A 23859-nucleotide genomic window follows, 5' to 3' on the forward strand; every position below is an offset into this window, starting at 1 on the left:
CGGGGGCTCCTCGGGGAAGGGGAACGGCCGCCCCGCGGGGTGCGGGGCGGCCGGGGGGTCAGGCGGTGAGGGCGGCGGCGATCTTGGCGCGGATGTTGGCGGCGGAGGCGAGGCACTCGTCGAGGTTCTGGCCGTCCTCGGTGGCCTCCAGCGCGTAGCGGAGGGACATCAGGGCTTCCTGCTCGGCGTGCAGGAGGTGGGCGAGGTCGCGGCGTCCGAGGAAGCGGAGGCTCTCGGCGGCGTCGCGGCGGTGGGTGAGGTTCCGCTGCTCCTCGTGGCGGTTGCCGGTGTTCACGGCGGCCTTCACGCGGAGGTCGGCGGCGCGGTAGGTGGCGACCCAGTAGTGGATGGTGGTCGTGGTGCGGGGGGTGGCGGGGGCGGTCATCGGGTGCTCCTCAGTGGTTCGGTGGGCGGGGGTGGTCGCCCTTGCGGTACCTGTAAACCGTACCGCGTGAACCATGCGTGAGTCAATACTGAAAACTAGGATTCTTTCGGGGGCCCCACCGGGCCGATGCCCTCCGCCTGCAGCAGGTCCTCCACCGCGCGCCGCAGCACGTCGGCCCCGGCCCAGCCGGTCGCCTGCCGGATCGTCCGCAGCTCCTCCACGTGCCCGGGGCCCGGGATCCACTGCGTCTGCTTCGGGGCGCCCTTGACCTTCTCCAGCTTCGACAGGTCCAGCGCCCCGGCCCTGTAGTCGGCGAGTAGCCGGTCCAGCGCGATGCGCCGCAGCTCGTTCTTCGACGCCGCCAGCTTCTCCGCGAGCCGGCCGAGCCGGACCTCGTGGTCGATGCCCGGGGTGGTCGTGGCCTGCTTGCTGCCCTCGTGCGGGCCACCCTCGCCTTCGCCGACGCGCGGCCGTCCTCGACGGCGCGGGGTGCTGGGCTTGTCGGTCTCAGGCATCGTCGTCTCCACGGCGGCGGTCATCGGACCGCACCATCCTGCACGGCGACTGTCGCCTCGGCTGCGTCGGTGTACATGGTGACTAGCTCCTCAATGTCCGGAATCGGGTGGTGGGTGTCGATGATGTGTCCGCGACCGGCGCAGAACGGGCAGGACGTCGCCCGGCCGATCGTGTCGCGGTTCGGCCGGCACAGGTTCGGGCACAGCTCGTGGTCGCCCGGGCAGGTCGACCCGCCGAGCTCGTCGGACCAGACGCCGTCGCGCATCACCAGCTGGCACGAGCAGTTCAGGCAGGACCCGGTGCCGAGCAGCGGGACGAGGATGCCGAGGGAGAGGCGCTCCACGGCGGCCACGTCGGCGTCCAGGCGGGTGCGGTGGGCGTCGAGGTGCCGGGTGTCGTTGTGCTCGTCCAGGTCGTGCTGGGAGAGCACCCAGCGGGCCGCGGCGTCGGGCCGGCGGAACGGCTCGACGTGCCACGGCAGGTGCTCCGGGGACTCGGCGCGCCACGGGGAGAGGACGGCGTCGAGGTCCTGGTGCACGTCGGCGCGGCGGATCCAGCCGACGAGGCTGTTGCAGTCGCGGTGCGTGCAGGTCACGCGGATCTCGTGGGGTCGGGGGCGGGGGTCGGGGAGGTCGTCGTCGCCGGGTGGCGGCGGCCCCCAGACGTCGACGGGCAGGGCGGTCATCGGGTGCTCCGGATCAGGTGGGCCGGGGGTGGTCGGCCGGTGCGGGTGGGTGAGCTGAGGCGGGGCCCCTGCCGTGGCGGCAGGGGCCCCAGGTGGATCAGGCGGCGTACGCGGGCCAGCCGTTGCGGCCCAGGTCGGCGAGCCAGGGGAGCGCCTTCGGCAGCTCGAGGATCGTGCTGGCGCCGGTGCAGGCGGCGGCGGTCCACGCCCAGTTGGGGATGACCGGGCCGGCGGCGGTGGTCTCGGCGAAGGCGATCAGGAACGGCCAGCCGTGGAGGACGCGGTCGTAGTTGCCCTGGACGGTGTCGCCGGTGAGGACGAGGACGTAGTTGTCGTGGTCGCGGTTGTCGAGGTGCTCCTCGGCCTCGGCGATCGTGTCGACGCGCTCGATGTCGGTGTCGAGGAAGGCGAGGGTGGCGCGGACGTCGCGGTCGGTGCCTACGAGCAGGATCGTGTGGGTCATCGGGTGCTCCTCGGGGAGGTGGGGAGAGCGGGGGTGGTCGCTCTCGGGTACCTGCAAACCGTACCGCGCGGGCGGTGCGGGTGTCAATACTGAAAACTTAGGCGTCGGTCTCCACCGCAGCGGGGAGGCCGTCCCGCACGCCGCGGATCTGATCCAGCGGGTACTTCAGCGCGCCGACGAGCGTCGTCACGGCCACCGTCGTCCGGTTCACCTTCACCACCGCGTACCAGCGGCCGTCGATGCGCACCTCCTGGCCCGGCTTCACGTCGCCCTTCTGCAGGTCCAGCCAGCGGCCCTCCTCCTTCGCGACGGCCAGCGCGTCCCGCAGGCCGCGGATCTCCTCGTCGAGGAACTCGGCCCGGACGAGCAGCTGCTCCCGCCAGCTCCCGGAGGCGGGCTTGGTGACGTCCTGCGACACCACGACCCCGGCGCCGTTCCGGAAGTTCCGGACGTGGCCGTCCAGGTCGCGCTGGACCTTGTCCCGGTCGGCCTGCCTCGTCTTCAGCCGGCGCGCCATCGCGTACGGGTCCTCGCGGTGGCGCATGTGGGAGGCGGCGGACTCGGCCCGCTGCGCGGCCTGACGGCTCTCGGCGAGGGCGTCCAGGCCCTTCCGGGTGTCGCGGTGGATCTGTTCGAGGTGGCGCTCGTGGCGGCGCTGGCTGTAATGACCCACGAGCACCGGCTGACCCATCGGGATCATGTCGGACGTCCGGTCCGCGGCGGCGAACCGCGCGTCGGACTCCGCACCCTTCCGCTCGGCCTTGGCGGCGAGGTGGTCGGCGCGCTCGTCCATGTGCTGCGCACGGTCCGCCTCGGCCTCCTCGTACATGCGGGGCTTCCCGTCGATCTCCACGGTCACCTCGAACCCGGCCGCCTCGAGCGCCTTGCGGTCGGCGTCAATCGCTCCCAGGCGCGGCGGCCGGTCGCGGGAGTAGCGGACGAACCACGTGCCCAGGTTCCGCGACCAGCGCCAAAGCTGGGGGCTCGCGTGCAGCACCTCGGCGGAGCCGTCGCCCTTGCTGGTGCCGTCGAGGAGGGTGCCCTCCGCCGCGCTGTAGGTCAGCGTCAGCAGGACGGCGGGCTTCGGGGCCTCGTCCGGGTCGGGCTTCGGCTTTGCCGCCTCGACGGCCTCGCGCCAGCCCTCAAGGAAGCCCTGCCGGATCGCGGGAGCGGCGGCGGCGCGCTGCTGGAGCGGAAGGTCCATGATCGCGTACCGGACCTCGGGCGGGTCCGACGGCGGGGTGTCGGTGTAGCCGAGGCGGGCGTAGCCCTCGTGGCCCAGGTGGCGGTAGTCGGTGGTCTCGCTCATCGGGTGCTCTCTCTCAACGGGAGGGGCCGCGCGGCGGGTGCCGCGCGGCCCGGGGGGTGGGTCAGACTTCAACGCCGCGGCGGTCGTCGCGTGCGGGGGCAGCCTCCGGGGCGGCCGGGTCGCACGGGCCGCCGTAGGTCTCGCGGAGCTTCGCCCAGCGGGGCGCCTGGTCGGGGTCGATGCGCTCGCCCATGTCGACCCAGTAGCGGGCGCCCTGGGGGTCGGCGTCGAAGTAGAACCGCTGGTACGCCTTCGCGGCGCACTGGTTGCCGTGGAAGCCCTGGGCGTCGAGCGGGACGACGGCGCCGTTCTCCGCGGGCCGGATGCGCTTGTTCCCGCCGCGGGGGCCGACGATCTGCAGGGACCAGGCCCGCTCCCCGCGGCGGACCGTGACCGTCCAGAGGCCGCGGGCCTCGTCCGCCACCTCGATCTTCTCGACGACGCCGGCGAACCAGGTGTCGGGGAAGTCGGGCGTCTCGAAGTCTGCGTGGAGGACCTCGACGGCCTGGTTCAGGGAGTAGCGGCAGGTGCGGGCGGCGGCGCTCATCGGGTGCTCCTTCGGGGCGGGGTGGGGCGCGCGGCGGGGTGGTCGCCGCGCGCCCCGGGGGCGGACGGTCAGGCGCAGCGGGCGAGGACGGCGTCCACGGCCTCGGTGCGGGCGGCCTGGGCGGTGGCGTAGCGGGCGCGGTCGGCGGCCGGGGTGGTGGCGATCGCGACGCGGGCGCGGCCCTCGGCGGCGAGGAGCTTGGAGACCCAGCCCTGGCCGTGCTCGGTGAGGGCGTAGGCGATGCGGTGGCGGTCCTTGGCGGCGAGCTCGGCGGCCTCGTCGTCGTTCTCCTCGATGGCGGCGACGGCGAAGTCGACGGCGAAGCGGAAGGCGGCGATCAGGGCGGCGGTGTCGGCGGTCGGGGCGCTCATGGTGTTCTCCTCGGTGGGGGTCTCGCTCTTGGGTACCTCTAAACCGTACCCCCTCACCCAGCACTGGTCAACACTGAAAAAAGACTGGTCTGGGCAGGTTCCCGGCGCGGCCGCAGCCGAGGCGCCACGACCGGCGGCACGTCCGCCCGGCCCCGGGCCCCCGCCCACGACGCCAGCACGCGCTCCCGCCAGGCCAGCGCCTCGTGCAGGCAGTTCCGGCAGTCGGTCCGACCATCCGGGCACGGCGCCCGGTCCGGGTCGTCTGCGTCCCTCCTGGCCCCGTACGACCAGGCCATCGAGTCGGCGGACGCCAGCTGCTCCCCGAACAGGTCGAGGCCGTCGGCCTTCAGCCCGAACCCGTGCAGGTTCCGCAGCCCCAGCTCGCCGACGAGGCGGTCGAACAGGACGGCGGCGCCGACGGTGGCCTGGCGCCGGCACACGGAGCCGACGCCGACGCGCGGCTCGTCGGCCAGGTGCACGCCGATCGCCTCGTACATCGCGGCGCACCGCAGGTAGGACGCGACGGTCACGCCCTGCAGGACGGGCAGCCAGGGCACCTCGGGGGCGAGCTGGCGCAGCACGGCGTAGTTCAGGACCGTCCGGACCTGGTGCTCCTGCAGGGTGAGGCCGGTGCGGGCGAGCTGGTCGTCCTCGCACATCCAGTCCTGCGGGGCGGCGAAGTCGGGTTCGCCGAGCTGGGCGATGTAGCCGCGTACCTCGTCTGCGTAGCGCTGCGGGGAGATCGTCCAGCGGCCCGACTCGCGCAGCTCGGAGAAGCCCCCGGAGTCGAGCGCCCAGGGGCCGCGGGCCTCGGGGAGCGCGATGACGCGGGAGAGCCGGGTGCGGGAGATGAACAGGGGGACGCTGGTGCGGCGCAGCCAGCTGGGCTCAGGGCAGCCGAGGTAGAAGGTCATCGCGGTCAGCCGGCCCGCAGGATCGCGTCGCGCCAGGCCCGGGTGGCGTCGGCGGTGCGGGTGCCGCAGCTCCCGGGCTGGTGGGCGGGGTAGCGGGCGGCGCAGTGCAGGCAGGTCACCCAGGTCGAGGAGGCGGCGCCCTCGGGGCCGTAGGTGAGGCTCACGCCGAGGGTGTCGGGGGCGGGCTCGTGGGGGAGCGGGGTGGGCGGGTCGGGGAACGTCATCGGGGCTCCTCGGGGGCGGTGGGGTGGTACCGGTAAACCGTACCGTCCGACGGAGGGCTGATCAACACTGAAAAGAGCGGCCGGGCGTGTCGCCCCGGCCGCTCTACCTGCAGCAACTCAGTCCCCGACCGCCCGCAGGTGCCGCTCCCCAGCCCCCACCCTGCTGTCCAGGTACGCGGCCACCACTCGCCGCACCACGTCCTCGAGCACCTCCTCTGACAGCGGGTCCCCCTCGTCGCTGTCCAGCCAGTCCCTCAGCACGGCCACACCGCGCCCGACCCCGGTCCGGGGCACAACCACCTCGGGCTCCTCCACCGGGGCCGCAGCGGGCAGCTCGACCCGCTCCCGGACCGGCTCAGGTGCGGGCGCCGGCGCGACCGCGGCGTCGGCGGCCGCGAACGGCACGGCGTCACCGGCGTAGTCATCGACCCAGTCCAGGCCGCCCCGGTCGAGCTGCTCCTTCGCCCTGGTCACCGCGACGTAGGCGAGCATCGCCGTCTCCGGGGACGGGTCCTGGTCGCCGCGCGGCGGGTGCCAGTCGTTCCCGATCCGGACCGCGCTCCATTCGAGGCCCTTGACCTTGTGGGTCGTCGTGACGACGCGCTCCGCGTACGGCTCGGCGACCGTCTTGGACAGCGCCTCCTCGACGACGTCGATGCCGTGCGTGTCGAGCAGGCGGACCGTGTTCTCCAGCTCCGTCGACGCCTGCCCGTCCTCGACGTACTGGATGACCGCCCCCCAGGTGCGGAACGCGGCGAGCTCGGGGTGCCACGCGGTGCGGCCCTGCTGCAGCTGGGCGGCGCCCTCAGCGAGCGCGCGGACGGCGTCCCCGGCGCCCTTCAGGTGGACCTTCACGCCCTGCTTGTGGGCCTCGATGGCCTCGATGACGGCCTCGGCGTTCGACCGGGTCAGGACGGCGTCCGGGTGGGTGAGCGGGCCGACGACGGAGTTCACCGCGTCGTTGCCGGTGATCCGGATCTTCGCGTCCAGCAGGTCCAGCCACTTGTTCGCCTCGTCGGCGACTGCGGTCCCGAAGCGGAACGACTTGGTCAGCGAGAGCTGGTGCAGCGCCGGGAAGTCGCCCATGACGGAGACGCAGCCCCGCCACCCGTAGATCATCTGGGCGTCATCGCCGATCAGGTACATCGGGAGCTGCTGCTCCCGGAGGACCCCCGCCAGAACGGGGTCGGTGTCCTGGACTTCGTCGACCATCAGGAAGTCGGCCCGGATCTGCGGGTGCGTCAGCGCCCACCGCTTGAAGTACAGGCCGGGCTTGCTGCGGAGCTTCCCGCCGCCGTGCTTCCCCGACGGGTCGGCCATGTCCTCCCACGCGCGGACGGCGAGCGGGAGGACCGTGTCGATGATGTGCTGGCGGGCGTCCTCCGCGCCGGGGACGTCCGGGACGTGCGCGGCGCCCAGCACGTCGTCGGCGGATGCGCAGAACTGGTCGACGGTGCCGATGGCCAGGCGGGCGACCTTGTTCGGGGCGAGCGGAGTGACGTCCTTCCCCAGGTACAGGGGCTCGTTGATCCGGAGGATGCGGGCGACGTCCTGCAGCGTCTGGCTGGTGATGTCCAGCGTCCGCTTGTAGTGGTGGCCGCCAGCCTGGTAGGCGATGGAGTAGGTCGTCTGCGGAGTGACGTTCCGGGGGAACGTGCCGGAGGCGGACTCGACGATCGCCTTGTTGAACGCGGTGTAGATCCCCCGCTTGCCGCGGACGGCGAGCTTCTCGCCAGCCTTGCGCATCACGGTCGTCTTCCCGGCCCCGGCGCCGGCCTGGCACACGATGCCGGGCCCGCCGTCGTCGGTGGCGTCGAGGAAGTCCTGCTGCTCCGGGGTCAGGGCGAAGTCGGCCATCGGTCAGCCCTCCTCGATCACGCGGATGGCGCGGACGAAGGACGAGGGGACGGAGGTGTCGACGCCGTTGCGGTACGAGTAGCAGGTCACGAACATCGAGTCCCAGCGCTTCGGGTTGGCGAGGACCAGGTCGCCCGGCTCGAAGGCGATGCCGCTCTTCGTGCGGACGTGCTCGGTGATCTCCACGAGCGTCCAGTCGGTCCAGTGGCCGAGGTACTGCGGGTAGGCGGCGTGCGCGGCCTCGGCCTCGGCGCGGCGGATGGCGGCGACCTTGTCCAGCAGCTCGCGGGTGCCGGAGGTCTCGGCGTGCGTGGTGGTCATCGGGTGCTCCTCAGGGGTGTCGAGTGGGGGGCGGGGGCTCCCGGGCCGGTGGGGTGTGCCCGGCCCGGGAGCGGCGGGCTCAGGCGGCGTTCTCGACGTGGGCGAGCACCTTCTCGGCCCATGCCCAGCTGGTGCTGGTCAGCGCGTGGTCGGTGTGGGTGATGACGCGCTCCATGGCGCACACGGCGGCGTACCGGTCGCCCTCGGCGTAGGCGCCGCGGGCGGCGCGCATCCCGGCGCGGATCTCGGCGGAGGAGAGGACGCCGACCCCGTCGATCACGACCAGCTGGTGCGGGCCGGTCATGGTGACGGCGCCGATAGCGCGGTACCAGGCGGCGAGCGTGGCCAGCGGGAGCAGGGCGGCGGCGGGAGCGGGCATGTTGTCCTCCTAGTGAGTGGGTACCGGTAAACCGTACCGCGCAGGACAGGACTGGTCAACACTGAAAATTAATCGGGGACCGGGATCACCCTCCCGTCGCTGGTCAGCAGCACCCGGCCGAGCCATGCGTGCTGGACCGGGATCTCCCGGATCCGGTCGACGTCGTGGCTCTCGACGATCCAGCCGAGGGCCTGCGCCTCCAGGGGCTTCTGATGGCTGAACCCGTGGCAGCCCGAGGCATTGCCCATGCCGCACAGGTGCAGCCCGTTCGCGGCGTCCCACGGACCGCCGTGACCCTTCGCCACCCGGTGCGCCCAGTTCGTCGCCCTCGCAGACCCGCAGCCCTCACAGACACCGCCGCTGCGCTCCCGAACGATCTCCTTGGCCTCCTCCTCCGCGGCCCGCTCCGCCGCCGCCCGCGCCGCCTTCGCCGGCGTCGGCGACACCTTGGCCTTCACCGTCGGCGACACCGACCGCAGCGGAGCGGTCCGCTTCGGCCCGGCACCGCGGCCGAGCTCGCTGCTGCGGGACAGCCCGCTGCCCCGCGCGAGCCCCTTCTCCCCGGGAGAGAGGGGCCCGGCGCGGGGGCATCGGGGTCCGGCGGGGCTCGCCGGACCTCTTCATCGGGCCGCGCGGTCGACGATGGACTGCGCCAGCAGCCGCACCCGGTCGACGGACGGCGCGGACGGCTGGAAGAGCGGCGCGTCCGGATCGCGGATCGCCTCGCCCTGCATGCGCTTCAGCTGCAGGACCTCGTCGATCACCGGATCGGACCCGGAGTTCGACACCATGAAGTAGGCGAGGACCGCGGCCTCCTGGCCGTCGCGCGTGAGGCGGCCGATCGCCTGGTCGTGCACGCCAGGGGACCAGTCCAGCTCGCCGAACACGGCGACGCTGCAGCGCTTCTGCAGGCCGTCGAGCCCGGCGCCGGCCCGCAGGGACATCATCATCACGCGGGCGTCGCCGTCGATGAACTGGGCCGCCGCGTCCCGCTTCTGCAGCGGAGACTCCGACCCGGTGTAGTTGACGACGCCCAGGTCGCGGAGCCGCTCCTCCCAGATCGAGTAGACCTGGCGGTGCCAGCCGAACAGCAGCACCTTCTCCTCGGACTCGAGGAGCATGCGGACGAACTCGGCGACGTACGGCGCCTTCCCGATCCCGGTGGCCTGCCGCATCTTCCAGTCGAGGTCACCGCGGGCGGTGAACTGCTTCTGGTGGCTGGCGTCCTGGTCGAGGATGAGGCGGGCCATCGCGAGGCTGTCCGTGGACAGCGCGTCCAGGGCGGCCGGATCCGAGTCGACCTCCTGCCGGATCCGGACCGGGTCGGGCAGTTCCCGGCCGACGTCCTTCCGGGTGCGGCGCAGGAACAGGCCCTCATCGCGGAGGAACGTGCCGAGCGCGGCCGGGTCCTTCACGACCGGCTTCGCGCTGTCGGAGTCCCCGCCCGTCCACTCCTTCAGGAACTCGGCTCGGGTGCCGAGGGCGTCCGGGGCGAGGATCGAGTAGATGGAGTGGATCTCGCCGCCGTAGTTGTAGACCGGCGTCGCGGACAGGCCGACGACGAACCGGGCCTGGTCCGCGATCTGCGCGGCCGCGGTTCCCTTCGCCGTGGCGATCCCGCCGCGTAGCTCCTGCACCTCGTCGAAGATGACCGTGTTGACCTGCCCGGCCAGGGCGTCAGCCCAGCCGGCCAGCTTCGAGTACCCCATGACGATGACGTCCGGCGGGTGGCCGCGGTGCCCGCGGATCTGGTCCAGCGGGTACGCCGTCCCCTTCTTCGCGGCGTGACCGATCAGCATCGGCCACGTCAGGTGCAGCTCGCGGAGCCACTGCTCGGGCAGGTGCGTCAGGGTGACGATGAGCGCGGGGAGCGCGTCGGGCTGGTCGAGCAGGTAGAGCGCGCTGGCCGACTTTCCCAGACCGAGGTCATCCCCGAGGATCATCCGCCCGGACGTCCGCATCATGCGGGCGGCGACCGACTGGTACTCCCGCGGCGGCCGCGACGGCTCCATGCCGAGGGTGAGCGCACCGGATCCGCCGGCGAGGACGTCGTCGATGGCCTCCTGTCGGGCGCGGTGCTCGGACACGCGGGCGTCGAGCTGGGCGCGGGTGCGCGGGTCCATCTCGAGGGGCCAGCGCTCGCAGATCCAGGCGACGTCCCGGGCCGTCTCCGGGGTGTCGACGATGGACACGGCGCCGCTGCGGTCGGTCGAGACCCGGGGCAGCAGCCGCTTCACCTTGATCATCACGTGGGGGGCGGCAGAGATCCACCAGGAGGCCCGGTCCCCGCCGCGGCGTGACTGCGCCTCCACCTGCGGCCGCCGGTGCTGCAGCGTGCCGTACGTCGCCATCAGATGCCCCGCAGGAGGTGCGCGTACAGCGGCTTCCCGCCGACCAGCGCGGGCACCGAGATGTGCTGCGGGACCGTGGTGATCAGCAGGAGGGCGTCCACCTCGTCCGACGCCGCGTACCGGCGGAGCTGCGCGAGGACCCGGTCCGCCGCGTACTTGCGGTCGACCTTCACCTCGATGCCGACGTGACGGCCGTCGACGTCGACGAGGAAGTCGATGCGGTCCGCCGGGGTGAGCGCCACCTCGGCGCGCACCTGGTGCGTGGCGTGGTGCGCGAGAGCCTGCGCGATGCCGTCCTGCAGGTCCCGCTCGTTCGAGTACCGGTACCGGCCGGCCCGGATGACCTCCGCGAGCTCGGCGGCCGCGGCGTACGGGGTGAGGCTCACGCGGCGGCCTCGCTCGCGACCATCGCGGACCGGTTCCGGTGAACCGTGCGGACGTGGAGGTTCATGGTCGCGGCGATCTCCTCCGCCGTCAGCCCGAGCCCGGTGAGGCGGGCGATCTCGGCCCGGCGCGCGAGGACCGTGCGGTTCGGCGGCGGCGGGGTCGCGTCGGTCGTCTGCTTCTCGCCGCGGCGGAGACGGCGGCGCTCCCGCTCGGCCAGGCCGCCCCAGACGCCGAAGCGCTCGTCCCGCTTCAGCGCGTACTCGAGGCAGGCCACCCGCAGGTCGCAGTCAGCGCAGATGCGCTTCGCTTCGCGGGTCGACCCGCCCTTCTCCGGGAACCACAGGTCGCCATCTACCTGGGCGCACAGCGCGCCAGTCCAATCAGGTGTGTCGCCATCGCCGAACAGGGCGAGGCCAAGCTCTTGCATCATCGGGTGCTCCTCAGGCTGAGGTGGAGGACGACCGGCCGGGGCGCGCGAGCAGGGGTGGTTGCTCGCGCGCCCCGGGGGTGCGGTCGTCAGGCGGCGATCAGGTCGAGCAGCTGGCGGGTCGGGGTCATCTCCTCGAGGTAGGCGGCGACCGCGGCGCGGTCCTGGTGGTGGTGCCAGCCGTTGCAGGTGCGGCACCGTTCGATGTGCACGGGCATCAGCGCCTCGGGGACGCCCTGCGCGGTGAGGCGCCCGCGGGCGCGGGACAGCCCGGCGCGGGCCTGCACGCGGGACCGGAAGCGCATCTTCGACGGCGGGTAGGCGAGGCAGGCGCCCCGGACCCTCCCGGCGCTCACCCGGCGTCCTGGGCCATGCGCCGCGGGTCGAATTCCTTCGCCAGCTGCTCCAGCTCGCCACGGGTGGCCTGGTCGCCGTTGTGGGCGGTGAGCATCTCGTCGGCGTGCTCGTTCAGCGCGCGGCGGGCCGGGGACTCCTCCTGGGCGGGGACGGTGTCGAGCGCGGCCAGCGGGGACCGCTTGTGCCGGCTGACGTAGTCGACGACCAGGGCGCCGAGGTCCACCATCTGCAGCACGGTGTCCTCGGGGTTGATGCCGAGGCGTTCCTTCTGGTCGTCGGTGAGGAACGGGATCGCGTTCGAGTTCCGGGCGATGTGGCTCTGCAGCTTCGTCGCGCGGGTCGCCGCCGTGTCGACGTCGGCGGGGGCGAGGGTCCAGCGGATCAGCTCGCGGGCCCGCTCGGCGACCTGCTCGCGCTGGCGGGCCTCCTGCTGCTCCTGCTGCTCCTGGGCGCGCATCGCGACGTTGTCCGGGGTGATCTCGTCGCGCATGTCCTGGTCGGCGTCGTACTCGCGGACGACGGGGGCGCGGGACGCCCCGGCCTCGCAGCCGATCCAGTCGAACACCAGCTTCGCGACGGTGAAGTCCTTCGCGGGCCACGGGCAGATCCGGGGGTTCTCGGTGACCATCTCCTTCCCGGACCGCAGCTTGATCACGTCGGCCTTGCCGCCGGGCTGCAGGCGGACGTGCGCGTCGACGTCCTTCGGCAGGTCCTTCCGGCACTCGAGGGACCAGTCCTGCCGGTCGGTGGGTGCGCCGTTCTCCCACACGGAGGCCATGCGCTCGGGGGAGAGGAGGATGACCGGGCCGGGCCAGGACAGGACCAGCTTCATGATCTGCGTGTGCCGCTTCTTGATCAGGCCGCGCAGTTCGTAGCTGATCGTCGCGTCGTAGTCGGCGGACCAGAAGGTCGCGGCCTTGGCGAGGTCCTTGTCGTACTTCTTCGCGGCGTCGGACTTCTTCGCCCGGGCTCGGGCGTCGCCGAAGTCCATGAGCATCTCGTTGAGGCCACCCATCGAGTCGATCGTCAGGGCGATCGGGGGAGACCTGCGTCCTCGGCGTCCTTCGCCAGCCACCAGTGCGTTTCGAGCTGGTCGTGGATGTCGAGGAACGTGCCGTCGTGGTCGATGATCTTGTAGTTGGCCCCGGGGATGACGCCGTACTCCTCGGCGGTGCGCTCGCCGACGCCGATCTCCATCCAGAACATGCCGCCGAGGCGGGTGTCGGTGGAGAAGAGGGCGGCGGTCCCGGACTTGCGGGAGCCGGCGGGGCCGGACAGGAGGAGCCGGGTCCACGGCGGCTTGCCGGACGGCTCGTGGTTCTTCGGCGCGATGTTGCGGCGCGGCGGGGCGTAGGTGGACATGCGGTATCGCCTCTCGGGTGCGGTCCGCTCGGGGGTGGTCGAGCGGGACGGTCCGACGGCGAGGCCCAGCTGAAGGGGTGGTGCTCGGGTCTCGTCGTCGGTGTGGTTCTACATGCCAGGGACGTCAGTTCCTGGGCACACCGAAGAGATTACCCGTGCACCATTGGTGCAGTCAACGGAAACCCTTGATTTACGTCAAGGAAACTCGTCAGGCGGCGAGACGCCCCGCACGCTCGAAGCCCTCGGGCGGCGCCCACCCGGCCTCACCAGGCAAAGTCGCGTCGAGCCACACGAACCGGGCAGCCCGCAGCGCCTCCAGCGCCGCGATCACGACCACGCGCACGGAGGACCCCACGGCCGCGAGCGCGGCCGCGCACCGCGCAGCCTCCGCCCTCGATGCCGTGTACCGGGACGGCGTCACGCCGCCAGCTGGCGCTGGACGGTTCCGCGGTTGCCGGCGCGGGAGTAGCTCGCCCTGGCCGGCCTCGGCCGCCTTGGTCGCGGTGATGATCGCGGAGTGGATGAAGTCCGTGAGGACGAACCCGGTCTCCGGGTCGTCGGCTCCCTCGGCGCACTCCTGCAGCAGAACGGCAGGCAGCCGCAGCAGCGGGCGATGCTTCCGGGTCTCAGGCACGATCAGGAAGGTAGACCATAGGTGTGGCATAAGGGCTACTGACCGGCGAAGTTCCTCCGGACGAGTCAGGGGTGACACGCCGTCCGGGCGAGCCTCCCCCGATCGGGTCCGGTTTGCCGGTAGGTTCCGCGACGTTCACAACGGACCTGTCCCTCGGCTGGGGACAGACGTCTCCCCACTAACTCTTGGCGGGGTTGGGAGAGACGTACGCGACGAAAGGCGTTGGCGATGACCATAGCTGGCGATGACGTGCGCCCTCAAGCAGACACGCCGCTCCCCGGGCGCCTCGGCCGGACGGCCGCCGTGCCGGTGTTCCGCGAGCTGGCACGCCTGCGCGGCGACGAGGCCGCAATCACGGTGACGGTGGGCGAACTGGCGACCCGCGTCGGACTGTCCGAGCGGACGGTGCAGCGGGCGACGACTGCGCTCGCGGAGGCCGGGTTCATCCGGGTGGAGGAACGGCGCGGCGCAGCGAGCGGATACGCCCTGCGCCCTTTGCCGCTGCTTACTGTCGAGTAATCGGTCCATACCGCCCAAACAGGCGCATTAACCATTTTATACGCAATTCTTGCAAATCCCGGGATGAGCGGTATCTAACGACCGTTTACCCCAGGCGGTTACGCCTTAAACGCAGAGTGGTGATAAAAAGTGACTGCACTGAGGGACCGACCGGACTCACACCCTCTGGCCAGGCCGCGGCACCCCTGGCCAGGAGTTGCACGACCGAGGTGCGAACACGGCGACCCGCAAGGGACACGCGGTCGTCAGCCTCAATTTGGGGCGCGTCGGTCGGATGAGAGCACCCGATATGTGTCCATCACCCGACCGACGCGCTTCAAGGACTCGGAGCTACGCCGGCGACGCGAACGTCACCGGGCTGGCCGAGCCTCGCTTCCCGCCCTCCGGGGCACCACCCCTGATGCCTGGGTCCGGCTGGTACGGGAAGACTGGCCCCTCAGGCTGGCTGAGGGAAACTTCATCGGTTCTCGGGGTGGCGCTGCCAATCATGACACGACTGCCCGCGACTGTCGCCCTCCGGGCCGCTCTGACCAACCATCACTCCCGTCACATCCGGATGCGAGAAGCACTGGTGGAGACCCTGCAGGGGTTTCTCCTCCAGTAGTGGTCAGGCGCGGGAGAACACCCCCACTCGACGGAACGGGGCCCCATCGGCAACACTCACCTCACACCCCAACGTGTCAGCAGTCCCACCCCGTTGGCCCGGACACCACCCCATCCGGACCATCGGCCGAGCACCCGAGGAGCACGCCCGTGACTGAGTCACGTGCGCGCGATGAGTCTGATCGCGCGCCTGAACCCCCTGCCCGGAACGAGGCGGCCCGATGACCGCCGCCACGATCACCGTCGAGAAGGCCGACGACTGGGACATCGACGGCTGGACGTCGGTCCCGAACGCCCTCATCCGCGACGCGCTCCTCGACCCCGACGGGAAGTGGGCGTTCTCCTGGCTGTCCTCACACAGCTCGAAGTTCAGGTTCAAGGCCGACGACCTCGCCGCGGCCGGCCCGAAGGGCCGCAACCACGCCCGGGAGAGCATCCGGAAGTGCGAGCAGCACGGCTGGCTCACCAGGCACAAGGCGCACGACCCTGAGACCGGCCGGATCATCGGCATGGTCTACCGGCTCCACCCGCGGCCGGTCCCGCCCGAGCAGCGGACGTTCGTCGAGTCGACGGCGAAGAAGCGCGCCTTCCCGAAGGCCGCCGACGAGGAAACCCGCAGGTCAGCCCCAGCGCCCGACTCTCCGGTCGCTGGTGAATCCGAGCCGGAAGGGCCGTCGGAAACCCGCAGGTCAGACCCAGCGCCCGACTCTCCGGGCGCTGGCTCTCCGGGCGCTGGCTCTCCGGTCCCCGGACAGGTGGACGTCCTTAGTAAGGAAGAGAAGAGCAAGAGAGAAGACCAGGAAGGAGGAGGAGGCGAGCCGAGCACGCGGCCGCCTGTTCGCGAGACGGCTGAGCCGACCGAGCCTCCTCCTCCTCGCATCTCCTTCGACCTCGACGACCCGGACACCTGGCTGTGCCAGAAGTGCGCGGCCAACCCGACGCCCCCCGGCGCGTACCGGCCGCCGTGCGGCCCGTGCGGCGGGGTCCGCCGCGTGGCCCTGAAGAAGCTGGCCGCCCGAGCCGAGGCGGAGGCGGCTGCGGCGCGCGCGGCCGAGCAGGTCGCTGCGGACTGCCGGGCCCGCGGCTGGTGCGACCGGGACGGCTACGTCCTCGAGCGGCCGGGGATGCGCCTGCAGCCGCCGGTCCGGTGCGAGCACGACCGGGAGCCCGAGCTCATCGTCGCGGAGGTCCGTGCGGCTGAGGAGGAGCACGAACCGGCCCAGACGGGGCCGGTTCCGTCGGGGCCGGTTGCGTCGCCCGACATCCGCGCACACCTGCGCACCGGCTGGAAAACACTGAAAAATGGCGACGTGCCGTCTCCGGTCCACGAAAGTGTCGGCTGGTAGGTGTATTCGGTGAGGTATGAGCGTCGAGCGGGACCCCACGGACCTGGGGCTTCCGCGTTTGCCGTCCGAGGAGGACCAGGTGGACGCGGAGGCGCGGGCGGCCGAGGCGCGGGCTCGGTGGCTGCGGGAGCGGGACGAGCCGTCCGGCCCGCCGGCGTCCGAGCGGGTCATCGAGCGCACTCGCGCCTCGGCCGGGTGGCCACGGTCGCGGTCGTCGCGGCGGCTCTCGTCTGGGTGCCGTCAGTGCGGGGCGGGTCCGGGGCTGTGGTGCCGAAGAGGCCGGTCGGGGTCGGTCTCCGGGTTGCTTCACGACTCGCGGGGCGAGGAAACCCCGGGCGCCTCCGCGTAGACATCACCGATGGTGTGGTGTATCTTGGTGAAAGTCCCGATCACCGAAGCCCCGTCCACCCCCGGAGCCAGGTGATCGCCACCCGATCCGGGAGCACCAGTGAGACCGATGCCCTGCTCGCCTTCCCCCGCCGTCGCCGCGCTGCCCGTGCCGTGCCCGACCCCGACGCCGAGGACTTGACCGGGCTCGACGAGGCTGGCTGCTCACTCCTCGCCGCCCGACGCCGCCGCAAGAACGCCGCCCGGGCGGCGCAGCGCGCACGCCTCCGCGCCGCCCGAGTCCCCGACCCCGTCACCGGCGAGCTGACCTCCCTCGACAAGCGCTGCAAGCACGGCACCGAGGCCGGATACACCAACTACAGCTGCAACTGCCTCGACCTGGCCGACGTCCCCCGACTGCTGAGCGACAACCCGAACGGCCCCCGAGAACCCAGCGGGAAGCCCGGCTGCAAGCCCGTCGGGCTCGCCGCCACCAGAGCACGCAAGTAGCGCCACCCAGCCCGCCGACCACCCCCGGCGGGACCGCCACCCGAGGAGCACCCGATGTTCACCGCTCTGCTGCGCGCCTTCTGCGCGTACTTCGGCCTCACCGCCCCCGACCCCGCCTCGGCCCAGGCCGAGCAGTTCGACCCGGCCGGCCACCCGACGATGCTGATCCCGACCCAGCGGCGCCTCGTGCCGCCGCCGTCCGACGTCGAGCTGACCGCCGCGATCCCCACCCAGCAGGCCGCGCTCCCCGCGCACCGCGAACGCCCAGGCGCGATCCGCTACCCCCTCGGCCTCCCCACCGGGCAGCCCGGCGGACACCGCGCCCAGGGCTCCGGCCGCCACCGCGCCGACGCCCCCGCAGCTCGCGCCGCGCGATGAGCACCCCGGCTGCCGCGATGGTGCAGCCGTTCGAGCCCGTCACGATGCGGCTCGACCCCGCACCCATGCCTGACCTCGACACCCGGAGCAACCATGACCCCCGCAGCACCGCAGTCCTCCCCGCCGCCGCCGGCCCCGGCACAGCCGTCCTGGCGCCGCGTCCGACCTGGCCGCCGAGCCCTGTCGAAGCGCGAACGGGAGGTCCTGACCCTCGTCGTGCAGGGCCTGACGAACAAGGAGATCGGCGGCCGCCTGTTCCTCTCCGAGGACACGGTGAAGACGCACGTCCGCAGGATCATCGCCGCCTTGGAGGCGAAGGACCGCACGAACGCCGCCGCCCTGGCCGTGCACCGGCGGTTGCTGCCGGACCTGCAACTCCAGGACTGAGCGGCCGCGTCTGGGTCGGGTTCTGCGCCGGCACCGCGTTCGGCGCGTTCACGATGGCCGGCCTCCCGCTGTTCGCGCTGGGCGCCCTCATCGTCGGCGTCGCCTCCGTGACCGGTGCGGTCCGGAGCTGGCTATGACCGCGCCCCGCAGGATCGCCGTGCCGCTGCCCGGCAACTCCCACAAGCGCCACGCGCTCCGAGTCGCCCGCGGCCTACCGTCGCCCCTCATCCCGGCCGGGCCGGTGCAGGATCACCTGGCGAAGCTCGTCGGCTGGGGGCTGACGTCGAAGTCCATCGCGGACGCCGCGAACGTCTCCCGGGTGATGGTCGACAACCACATCCACCGCCTGCAGCCGACGATCTTCCGGCACTACGCGGCCGCGCTCCTCACCGTCAGCTACATGCCGCACCCGGCGCAGGAGTTCGTGCTGGCCGTCGGGTCCCGCCGCCGCGTGCAGGCGCTCGCGGCGAACGGGCACCCCCTCGGCTCGATCGTCGAACCGGTCGGCGTCTACAACATCCACAACCTGCGGACGATGGTCGAGAAGGCGACCCTGCGCGCCGAGTACCAGCGCGCCATCTTCGCCCTCTACGAGCAGCTCGAACACGTCCCCGGGCCGTCGAAGCGGGCCCGCACCTGGGCCGGTAAGAACGGCTGGGTCGGGCCGATGGCGTGGGAACCGGAGACCATCGACGACCCGGACGCCGGGCCCCTCGAGTACCAGCGCTCCACGGAGACGGTCGTCGACCTCGCCGACGTCGCCGAGCTCGCCGAGCAGGGCCTCGACGAGGCCGGTATCTGCGCCCGCCTGAACTGCACGCCCGACGACATCCTCCGGGCCCGCCGCGTCGAGTGGAACCGGCGCGCCAGCGAGACACGGGCGAAGTACCCGCCCGAGGTCCTCGCCGACATCAGGTCCAGGCCCGCCGACCAGTCCAGCGAGCAGATCGCCCGCGAGCTGGGCATGCCGCGCTCCACCGTCTCCAACATCCGGGCCGGCCGGATCCGGCCGACCGGGTAGCTCCACCCGTTTCACCTCCTGCACCGCCTGTCCTGCCGCGACCACCCCCGCGGCCTGCACCCGAGGAGCACATCCCGTGCCCAAGCCGTCCACCCCTGTCCGCACCCAGCTGCCGCTGTGGCCGTGCCTGGGGTGCCGCACCATCAAGGTCGCGGCGTCCGCGTTCTGCTGCCCCACCTGCTGGGCCGACCTGCCCGGCGAGCTGCGGGAGCTGCTCGAATCGACATTCTGGGGCGGCCGGGTCGCCGACCACCTCGACGCCCTCACCACCGCCCGCGGCTGGTTCTGGCAGCAGCTGAACCCCACCCGGTTCGACGCCCTGGCGGTGTCCGGTGTCTGAGCACCTCGCCGAGCGCGCCGCCCGGTCCCGCGCGGACCTGGCCGCCGTCCAGCTCGACGACGTCGCGAACATCTGCGACGCCGCCGGGTACCGGCTGATCGCGAACGCCCTGCGGGTCCTCGCCGGGGAGATCGGGCTCGGCTCGAAGCCGTGGCACGTCCGCGCCGTCGACCGGCTGCTCGAGCGCCCCAGCGCCGCCGCACGCCCGCCCCGCACCCGCAGGTCTCCCACTCTCGCCGAGGTCGGCCCGGTGCGGCTGCGGACGAACCGGCAGCCACTGTGGGGCACTGACCGCGGCTGGTGGAAGCTCGCGCTGCAGCTCCCGGACCGGCGCGGCTGGTGGATCTTCACCGCGAACGTCGACGGCACCGGCGGCCCCTTCAAGTACCACAGCGACCGCGACGAGATCGTCCACGCCGACGGCTGGACCGAGGCCGCCGTGCACCTCCCCGTCGAGGGCTCCGCGGCCGCGATCGGCGGGACCCGGTGAGCGACGTCCACGTCATCGACCTGCAGACCCACGGGTACACGCTGCGGCACCCGCTCGCGTGCCGCCCCCAGCTGTTCGAGTGCCCGGTGAACGATGCCGCGACCCGGTTCTCGCCGCCCCGGCTGCCCGGCCAGTACGGGCAGCCCCTCGTCGGCCGCTGGGTGTGCGACCTCAACGCCGGCGCGGAGCTGACGCTGATCCGGCCGGCCGTCGCCGCGGACCTCATCGACGACCCGGGCGCCCCGCTCGACCGCATGGACCGGACGACGATCGCCGCCAGCATCGACTGGTCGCCGACGTGCCAGCCCGGCGGCGAGCCGGCCGCCATCGTCGACCAGGTCCTGCGCCTGGCCGCCCTCGAGCTCCGGGGGGAGGGCGGAGAGCGGACCGGACGCCACGGGGACACCGCGGGACGGGGGCTGACCAGTACGGCTGTGCCGAGGCCGACGGGTAAACCGGGGTCCCCCGCCACGCCCTCCTCCCGGTCCTGGCACGACCTGGTGCCGCCCACGCACCACTGGGACGCGCTCACCGCGGTCTGCTCGGCACTCCTCGGGCACGGCGAGGTCGCCGCGGTCCCCTCCCGCGAGTTCTACAGCTACCTGATCGACGTGGTGGTGGAGCGGCTCCACCTCGACGAGGCGCTGCGGGAGCTGGACGCGTTCCGGCAGGACGAGGTCGAGCGGCCCCGCCGGCTCGCCCTGGCCGCGCTCCGCCAGTGCGGGCAGCAGTGCCGGGCCCTGCAGCAGCAGCTCGACGACGCGAACACCCGCCTGGCCCGGTCCGCGGCCACCCCCCTCGACCTGGAAGGCGATCGACGATGATCAGTAAGCACCAGGGCACGGTGTTCGCCGTCCTCCTCTCGTACGGCTCCGGCTCCGTCGTGATGGCCGTCGTCTGCCACTACTTCCCGCCCCTGACCGGGCAGTGGATCGGCATGAGCCTGGGCTTCGTGTGCCTCGCGCTCGCGCTGTGGGTGTGCCGGAAGACCCTGTTCGCGCCGCTCCCGAAGCGGCAGCCCGACGAGCCGAACCCGGACAGCGGGTCGTTCCCGCTGATCAACGTGAACCTGCTCCCCGCTCTCACCGAGGGGGAGACGCCGCGGGCGCTGCGCCCGGTCCCGCCCGCCGAGCTTCCCCGCGGGCGGCCCCCGGCGGCTCCCGAGGGGCCCCCGGTGACCATCACCGTCGGAGGACCACCCAGGGACGCCACCCAGGTCCGGTACACGCAGGTGCTGCGCGCGTTCACCGTGGACGGCCCGATCCGCCACGACCCCGGCTCCGAACACGAGGGGCACCGGGGCGGCCTCCGGACGGTGCTGGAGCGGCGCGACCACGACCGCCACGTCGTCGGCTACTACCTCGACGGCCGGTACTGGGTGCGGGTGTACGACGGGCACGGCCACCTGGTCGACGACGTCACCCCGGCCGGCGCCGACCTGGCCACGGCGCGCGCGGTCCGGCAGGACACGATCACCGACCTCCTCGAGCGGGCGGCGGCAGCCCCGGGCCGGTGGCTGCCCGGCTACGGCTACGCGATTCTGGCGGCCGCGGCGTGACCCGCATCCTCGTCGTCGGCTCCCCGACGTGGCCGAAGAAGAACTTCACCGACGCTGGCGCGGTCTCACGCACCGCGAAGGAGCTGGTGAAGCGCTGGGGCGACTCCGAGGTCCTGCACACCGCCGGGGTGCTGGAGGTCGAGTTCGCCCGCCAGTGGCTCGCTGCGGGCGGCCGGAAGGCCACCAGGGTCCCGTCGGCGATCGTGCAGATGCGGGACGACCCGCCGGACATGCTGCTGGTGTTCCTCGCGGACCGCTACCAGCCGGCCCTGGCCGCCCTCCACGCAGCGGAGCGGCACACCGAGGCGTTCGTACTGGTCACCGTGGTCGTCCCGGAAGGCGACCCGTTCCCGCAGCCCACCGGCGACGCCGCCTCGGAGACCGGGCTCGCGTACGCCGCGAAGATCGCGCAGGACGGCTTACCCGCCGGTGACGTACCCGCACAACGCCGCAGCTCAGACCGTGTCACGTACCGGCGACGCTCCACCTCCGGCAGGCCGCGGTGAGCGCGGACGGCCGGGACCTCGACGAGGCCACCGTCGACGCCATGTGGTCGAGAGGCGGCCGCCGCCACACCACCGTGCGTTTGACCTGGTCAGGGTTCCGGTTCGTCCTCGCCCGCGCCCGCCTCCACTCCGGCGGAGACGTCTCCGCCTACCTCCGCCGAATGCTGAAGTTCGCCACCCTCCACATGCCCCCGGAGTACGAATGACCGAGCTTCCCTCTCTGCCCGCCCTCGACGACCACGACGACCCGGGAAGCCTGACGTGCGCCGTCTGCTCCTGGACTGCCTCGGACGGCTGGGTCGCCGCCCACGACCTGCCGACCTGGGATCGCGACGGGGAGGCCCCGGCACCGTTCGCGCTGTGCGGCTTCTGCCTGCACTCGCCGTCGGTGGCGCGGTGGCTGGACGTCCGCCTGGACGTCATGCCGCACACCCTGGAGCTGCTGGTCGCGATGAACGTGCTCCGCGCCAACGTCCGCGCGGTGGCGTCGTGAGCACCGTCGACGTCCTCGCCGACGTCATCCTCGGGCTGCTCGCCCTGGTGTACGCGGGTGGTCTCGCCGGCGGCCTGGTGCTCGTCGTGTCGACGCTGCAGCAGCACCGGCCGATCCGCCGCGGCGCCGCGCCCGCCATCTTCGTGCTCGTCCTGCAGGCGGTCCTGTGGCCCGCCGCGTGGGGCTGGGAGCGCGCCGAGCGGGTGATGTCCCGATGATCGGCTCGATGCTCCGCCTGGCCGGCGCGGGCCTCGCGGTCCTCGGCGTCGCCGCCGCCGTGATCTTCGGCGGCTACGAGGGCGGCTGGTGGCTCCGCGCGGACTCCACGCAGCGCCAGGGCGAGCTGAACCGCTCGTCGTACGGCTTCCAGCAGGCCCACCGCGACGAACTGACCAGCGAGATCGGCGCCGTGTACACGGCGAGCGCGCAGATCGCGTCGGCCGCGGACGGGCAGCAGGGCAGCGCGCTCCGCGCCCAACGGTTCGCCGTGCTCGGCCAGGTGTGCCGGACCGCCTCCGAGATCACCGACCCGCTCCCCGCCCAGCAGGCCCAGTTCGTGCAGGCGAACTGCTCGGCCGGTGCCGCCGACCCGTCTTCCTCCTACGCGAACTGAGGCCCCCCGTGCAGACCACCAAGCGTTCCCGCACCCTGCTCCTCGCCGGTGCCGTCATCGTCGTGTCCGTGCTCACCGGGGCGGCGTCGTGCGACGGCACGTCCTCCGGGCAGAAGGCGGAGAACGGCCAGCAGGCCGGCATCACCGGCCAGCTCGTCACGAACCAGCCGATCCCGAACATCGGCTACTCGCAGGTCCGGCAGAACCTCATCGAGATCGAGACCGCCCAGGCGAAGGGCGTGCTGACGACGACGTTCTTCTTCAACCAGGGCGTGCCGGACCCGATCCGGACGTGCTCGTCGATCGGGGTGCCGATCCCGAACACGGCGAGCCTGTCGAACCCGGAGCAGGCCATCTCCCCGTACGGCGGCTCGTCGGGCACGGTCACGGTGGGGCAGATGGACCCGAACGGCGTGTACGCCCCGCAGAGCTCGTCGGGGACGTACGTGATGTGCGTCGACGGCTCGGGGAAGCCTGTCGCCACCTACTGGGAGGGCTACGTCGAGACCGAGTTCGAGCCCGCCGTGTGGGACACCGCCACGCACTCGATCAAGGCGACCGGGCCGGCCACGTTCGCGTTCACCGCGGCGCAGAAGTGAAGGTCGCCGTGTAGCTGGACACGGAAGAGGCCCGGACACACCAGGTGGTGGGTGTCCGGGCCTCTCCTGTGTCTGGGCATGAAACGGCCCCCGCGGCGGCCTGCCAGCCGTTGGCCCGCGGGGGCTGCCCGTCCCTCCCAGGACGTCCGAGTGCGAGGTTAGCGGCCGCCCCCGACGGTGCCGGTCTGGGCCTCCTCCTCGGGGCTGACCTCGGCGTGGCGCATCTCGGCCGGCACCCCGAGGGCGGCGAGCGCGGCCAGCACGGCCTGGACGCCGATGGTGACGGCCAGCCCGCAGCCCTCGGGGCCGTCGGGGACGTCCACCGACATGGTGGCCTCGACGAAGTCCTCCGGCGCGCCGACCGCGGCGTGGAACGGGACGAGCGCGTCGATCAGGCCGTCCCACAGCTCGTCATCGGTGGGGCGGGCATCGGTGACGACCCGCACGGTGTAACCCTTCATGGCGGTCCTTTCGTTCGCTGGTGTGCGGGGTCAGTAGTTCGCGTACTGGGGGCAGTACGCCTGCGCGGCGTCGCCGATGAGGAAGCCGATCTCGTCCAGCGTGTAGGTGCTGTCCTTCATCGCGTCGGCGATCTGCAGGGTGGTGGCGTCAGCCTGGTACGCCTCGCAGATGCGGTGCCCGATGCCGATCGCGGCCTCCTTCGACGTGTAGTGGACGCC

Annotated in this window: 37 protein-coding genes and 1 pseudogene; 16 read left to right on the forward strand and 22 right to left on the reverse strand. The window is 72.5% G+C overall.

The features are described from left to right. Positions 1-58 precede the first annotated feature (58 nt). The 20 genes and pseudogenes from WBK50_RS33370 to WBK50_RS33465 form a co-directional block, all read right to left on the reverse strand. Positions 59-385, reverse strand: a complete 327-nt coding sequence (locus WBK50_RS33370) for a hypothetical protein (protein WP_341339737.1) — start codon at positions 383-385, stop codon at positions 59-61. Positions 386-480: 95 nt separating this feature from the next. Next, entirely contained in the window at positions 481-900 is a 420-nt protein-coding gene (locus WBK50_RS33375) for a hypothetical protein (RefSeq protein ID WP_341339738.1), read from the reverse strand. A 20-nt stretch (positions 901-920) separates the two neighbouring features. Beyond that, entirely contained in the window at positions 921-1586 is a 666-nt protein-coding gene (locus WBK50_RS33380) for a hypothetical protein (protein ID WP_341339739.1), read from the reverse strand. A gap of 97 nt (positions 1587-1683) precedes the next feature. After that, positions 1684-2049 carry a hypothetical protein gene (locus tag WBK50_RS33385; RefSeq protein ID WP_341339740.1) on the reverse strand — a complete coding sequence of 122 codons (366 nt, stop codon included), beginning with the start codon at positions 2047-2049 and terminating at the stop codon, positions 1684-1686. A 97-nt stretch (positions 2050-2146) separates the two neighbouring features. Beyond that, complete coding sequence (locus WBK50_RS33390; protein ID WP_341339741.1) at positions 2147-3358, reverse strand: DUF3560 domain-containing protein; 1212 nt, start codon at positions 3356-3358, stop codon at positions 2147-2149. Positions 3359-3419: 61 nt separating this feature from the next. Continuing rightward, positions 3420-3905 (reverse strand): hypothetical protein, encoded by a 486-nt coding sequence (locus WBK50_RS33395; protein WP_341339742.1) that lies wholly within the window; start codon positions 3903-3905, stop codon positions 3420-3422. Positions 3906-3973: 68 nt separating this feature from the next. Then, positions 3974-4276: a hypothetical protein gene (locus WBK50_RS33400; protein ID WP_341339743.1), complete on the reverse strand. Its 303-nt coding sequence runs from the start codon at positions 4274-4276 to the stop codon at positions 3974-3976. A gap of 53 nt (positions 4277-4329) precedes the next feature. Next, positions 4330-5190: a deazapurine DNA modification protein DpdA family protein gene (locus tag WBK50_RS33405; protein WP_341339744.1), complete on the reverse strand. Its 861-nt coding sequence runs from the start codon at positions 5188-5190 to the stop codon at positions 4330-4332. Between the two features lie 5 nt (positions 5191-5195). Further along, a complete protein-coding gene (locus WBK50_RS33410) occupies positions 5196-5414 on the reverse strand; it encodes a hypothetical protein (RefSeq protein WP_341339745.1) in 219 nt (72 codons plus the stop codon). Between the two features lie 117 nt (positions 5415-5531). Next, a complete protein-coding gene (locus WBK50_RS33415) occupies positions 5532-7271 on the reverse strand; it encodes a UvrD-helicase domain-containing protein (RefSeq protein ID WP_341339746.1) in 1740 nt (579 codons plus the stop codon). A 3-nt stretch (positions 7272-7274) separates the two neighbouring features. Next, positions 7275-7592 (reverse strand): hypothetical protein, encoded by a 318-nt coding sequence (locus WBK50_RS33420; RefSeq protein WP_341339747.1) that lies wholly within the window; start codon positions 7590-7592, stop codon positions 7275-7277. A 79-nt stretch (positions 7593-7671) separates the two neighbouring features. Next, positions 7672-7971 carry a hypothetical protein gene (locus WBK50_RS33425; protein WP_341339748.1) on the reverse strand — a complete coding sequence of 100 codons (300 nt, stop codon included), beginning with the start codon at positions 7969-7971 and terminating at the stop codon, positions 7672-7674. 68 nt (positions 7972-8039) lie between these two features. Further along, positions 8040-8441 (reverse strand): hypothetical protein, encoded by a 402-nt coding sequence (locus WBK50_RS33430; protein ID WP_341339749.1) that lies wholly within the window; start codon positions 8439-8441, stop codon positions 8040-8042. Between the two features lie 150 nt (positions 8442-8591). Continuing rightward, a complete protein-coding gene (locus WBK50_RS33435; RefSeq protein ID WP_341339750.1) occupies positions 8592-10322 on the reverse strand; it encodes a DEAD/DEAH box helicase in 1731 nt (576 codons plus the stop codon). Continuing rightward, a complete protein-coding gene (locus tag WBK50_RS33440; protein ID WP_341339751.1) occupies positions 10322-10708 on the reverse strand; it encodes a hypothetical protein in 387 nt (128 codons plus the stop codon). The genes WBK50_RS33435 and WBK50_RS33440 overlap by 1 nt, the downstream gene beginning before the upstream one ends. Positions 10709-10893: 185 nt before the next feature. Further along, positions 10894-11139 (reverse strand): annotated as a pseudogene (locus tag WBK50_RS33445) (WhiB family transcriptional regulator); the annotation flags it as partial. An 86-nt stretch (positions 11140-11225) separates the two neighbouring features. Further along, positions 11226-11492, reverse strand: a complete 267-nt coding sequence (locus WBK50_RS33450) for a hypothetical protein (RefSeq protein WP_341339752.1) — start codon at positions 11490-11492, stop codon at positions 11226-11228. Continuing rightward, positions 11489-12508 (reverse strand): hypothetical protein, encoded by a 1020-nt coding sequence (locus WBK50_RS33455; protein ID WP_341339753.1) that lies wholly within the window; start codon positions 12506-12508, stop codon positions 11489-11491. The genes WBK50_RS33450 and WBK50_RS33455 overlap by 4 nt, the downstream gene beginning before the upstream one ends. 11 nt (positions 12509-12519) lie before the next feature. Continuing rightward, positions 12520-12855, reverse strand: a complete 336-nt coding sequence (locus tag WBK50_RS33460) for a hypothetical protein (RefSeq protein ID WP_341339754.1) — start codon at positions 12853-12855, stop codon at positions 12520-12522. 208 nt (positions 12856-13063) lie between these two features. Further along, positions 13064-13489 carry a hypothetical protein gene (locus WBK50_RS33465; protein WP_341339755.1) on the reverse strand — a complete coding sequence of 142 codons (426 nt, stop codon included), beginning with the start codon at positions 13487-13489 and terminating at the stop codon, positions 13064-13066. Between the two features lie 228 nt (positions 13490-13717). Here WBK50_RS33465 and WBK50_RS33470 point away from each other — a divergent pair, with 228 nt between their 5' ends. The 16 genes from WBK50_RS33470 to WBK50_RS33545 all read left to right on the forward strand — a co-directional run bounded on the left by WBK50_RS33470 (position 13718) and on the right by WBK50_RS33545 (position 23179). After that, positions 13718-14008, forward strand: a complete 291-nt coding sequence (locus tag WBK50_RS33470; RefSeq protein ID WP_341339756.1) for a winged helix-turn-helix transcriptional regulator — start codon at positions 13718-13720, stop codon at positions 14006-14008. Between the two features lie 824 nt (positions 14009-14832). Then, complete coding sequence (locus tag WBK50_RS33475; protein ID WP_341339757.1) at positions 14833-15957, forward strand: hypothetical protein; 1125 nt, start codon at positions 14833-14835, stop codon at positions 15955-15957. A 420-nt stretch (positions 15958-16377) separates the two neighbouring features. Continuing rightward, positions 16378-16794 (forward strand): hypothetical protein, encoded by a 417-nt coding sequence (locus WBK50_RS33480; protein ID WP_341339758.1) that lies wholly within the window; start codon positions 16378-16380, stop codon positions 16792-16794. Positions 16795-16848: 54 nt separating this feature from the next. Further along, the gene (locus WBK50_RS33485; RefSeq protein ID WP_341339759.1) at positions 16849-17172 is read left to right on the forward strand and encodes a hypothetical protein; all 324 of its coding nucleotides are present in this window, start codon (positions 16849-16851) and stop codon (positions 17170-17172) included. A gap of 93 nt (positions 17173-17265) precedes the next feature. Further along, entirely contained in the window at positions 17266-17559 is a 294-nt protein-coding gene (locus WBK50_RS33490) for a response regulator transcription factor (protein WP_341339760.1), read from the forward strand. A 133-nt stretch (positions 17560-17692) separates the two neighbouring features. Next, positions 17693-18580 (forward strand): helix-turn-helix domain-containing protein, encoded by an 888-nt coding sequence (locus tag WBK50_RS33495; protein ID WP_341339761.1) that lies wholly within the window; start codon positions 17693-17695, stop codon positions 18578-18580. Positions 18581-18656: 76 nt separating this feature from the next. Continuing rightward, positions 18657-18920, forward strand: a complete 264-nt coding sequence (locus tag WBK50_RS33500) for a hypothetical protein (protein ID WP_341339762.1) — start codon at positions 18657-18659, stop codon at positions 18918-18920. Beyond that, positions 18913-19410, forward strand: a complete 498-nt coding sequence (locus WBK50_RS33505; RefSeq protein WP_341339763.1) for a hypothetical protein — start codon at positions 18913-18915, stop codon at positions 19408-19410. Before WBK50_RS33500 ends, WBK50_RS33505 begins: the two co-directional genes overlap by 8 nt. Next, positions 19407-20234, forward strand: coding sequence for a hypothetical protein (locus tag WBK50_RS33510; protein ID WP_341339764.1), 828 nt, complete (start codon positions 19407-19409; stop codon positions 20232-20234). The genes WBK50_RS33505 and WBK50_RS33510 overlap by 4 nt, the downstream gene beginning before the upstream one ends. Then, positions 20231-20968: a hypothetical protein gene (locus WBK50_RS33515; protein ID WP_341339765.1), complete on the forward strand. Its 738-nt coding sequence runs from the start codon at positions 20231-20233 to the stop codon at positions 20966-20968. Before WBK50_RS33510 ends, WBK50_RS33515 begins: the two co-directional genes overlap by 4 nt. Beyond that, entirely contained in the window at positions 20965-21474 is a 510-nt protein-coding gene (locus WBK50_RS33520) for a hypothetical protein (protein WP_341339766.1), read from the forward strand. The genes WBK50_RS33515 and WBK50_RS33520 overlap by 4 nt, the downstream gene beginning before the upstream one ends. Next, complete coding sequence (locus WBK50_RS33525) at positions 21471-21680, forward strand: hypothetical protein (protein ID WP_341339767.1); 210 nt, start codon at positions 21471-21473, stop codon at positions 21678-21680. The genes WBK50_RS33520 and WBK50_RS33525 overlap by 4 nt, the downstream gene beginning before the upstream one ends. Then, positions 21677-21967, forward strand: coding sequence for a hypothetical protein (locus tag WBK50_RS33530; RefSeq protein ID WP_341339768.1), 291 nt, complete (start codon positions 21677-21679; stop codon positions 21965-21967). Before WBK50_RS33525 ends, WBK50_RS33530 begins: the two co-directional genes overlap by 4 nt. Beyond that, on the forward strand, positions 21964-22185 hold the full coding sequence (locus WBK50_RS33535; RefSeq protein WP_341339769.1) for a hypothetical protein: 222 nt from the start codon (positions 21964-21966) through the stop codon (positions 22183-22185). Before WBK50_RS33530 ends, WBK50_RS33535 begins: the two co-directional genes overlap by 4 nt. An 8-nt stretch (positions 22186-22193) precedes the next feature. Beyond that, a complete protein-coding gene (locus WBK50_RS33540) occupies positions 22194-22580 on the forward strand; it encodes a hypothetical protein (protein ID WP_341339770.1) in 387 nt (128 codons plus the stop codon). A gap of 8 nt (positions 22581-22588) precedes the next feature. Further along, entirely contained in the window at positions 22589-23179 is a 591-nt protein-coding gene (locus tag WBK50_RS33545) for a hypothetical protein (protein WP_341339771.1), read from the forward strand. A 158-nt stretch (positions 23180-23337) separates the two neighbouring features. Here WBK50_RS33545 and WBK50_RS33550 read toward each other — a convergent pair whose 3' ends face one another. Continuing rightward, positions 23338-23640, reverse strand: a complete 303-nt coding sequence (locus WBK50_RS33550) for a hypothetical protein (RefSeq protein ID WP_341339772.1) — start codon at positions 23638-23640, stop codon at positions 23338-23340. 30 nt (positions 23641-23670) lie between these two features. Beyond that, positions 23671-23859: DUF732 domain-containing protein (locus tag WBK50_RS33555; RefSeq protein WP_341339773.1), on the reverse strand; the 189-nt coding region annotated here is incomplete at its 5' end.

It is taken from the genome of Pseudonocardia sp. T1-2H (genome assembly GCF_038039215.1).
Lineage (GTDB): Bacteria > Actinomycetota > Actinomycetes > Mycobacteriales > Pseudonocardiaceae > Pseudonocardia.